Here is a 763-nt window from a genome sequence, read left to right as displayed (position 1 = left end):
ATTTGGTGGCGTAGTGCCGGCGCAGCGTGGCGATATGCTGCTCGAGCCGGCCTGCGGCGCTGAAGCGAGCCACGACGCGGGTGATGAAGGGGCCAGTGGTGCCTTCGGCTTTGACCATGAGCAGACGATCAATGACTTCGCGGCGGGCATGCACCCAGCCGATACGCAGGCCGGGAGCGAGAATCTTTGAGTAGGTACCGACGCGGATGACCCAGCCCGCCTGATCGAGGGCGGCCAACGAGGGCAGCGGTTCGCCGGCAAAACGCAGATCGAGGTAGGCATCGTCTTCGACCACCGGCACCCCGTATTCGGCGGCTAGCTCTACCAACTGCCGGCGGCGATCGAGGCTGAGGGTTACGCCGGTGGGGTTGTGGAAGGTGGGAATGGTGTAGATGAACTTTGGACGGCGGCCTTCAGCGGCTAAGCTGCGCACGACATCGGCCAGCGCAGCGACATCCATGCCATGCTCGTCAACCGGCACCGTCACCAGCCGGGCGCCGCTTTGGACAAAGCGCTTGACCGCGCCGAGGAAACTTGGCCCCTCGATGATGACCACATCCCCCGGCTCGACAAAAATTTCGGGCAAGAGGGCGAGAATCTGGCCGGAGCCATAGCCGACCAGCACCTGTTCGGGTTGCGCGTCAACCCCCTCGTCACGCAAGCGAGCCACGATCTGGTCAGTCAAGCCGGGGTATGACATTGCATAGTTGAGCGACTCGGCAGCTTCGTAGGCCAGCACCTCGGCGGCAGCGGCCATTAGCTC

1 protein-coding gene is annotated in these 763 nt (G+C 63.8%); it reads right to left on the bottom strand.

Going from position 1 to position 763, the window contains the following annotated elements:
* A partial coding sequence (locus NZN28_RS14510; protein WP_295399362.1) for a PLP-dependent aminotransferase family protein occupies window positions 1-763 on the bottom strand: 763 nt, incomplete at both ends.

This window comes from Meiothermus sp. (assembly GCF_025056915.1).
GTDB lineage: Bacteria > Deinococcota > Deinococci > Deinococcales > Thermaceae > Meiothermus.
The sequence above is the reverse complement of the archived record's forward strand: the minus strand, read 5'-3'. Positions and strand labels throughout refer to the sequence as shown.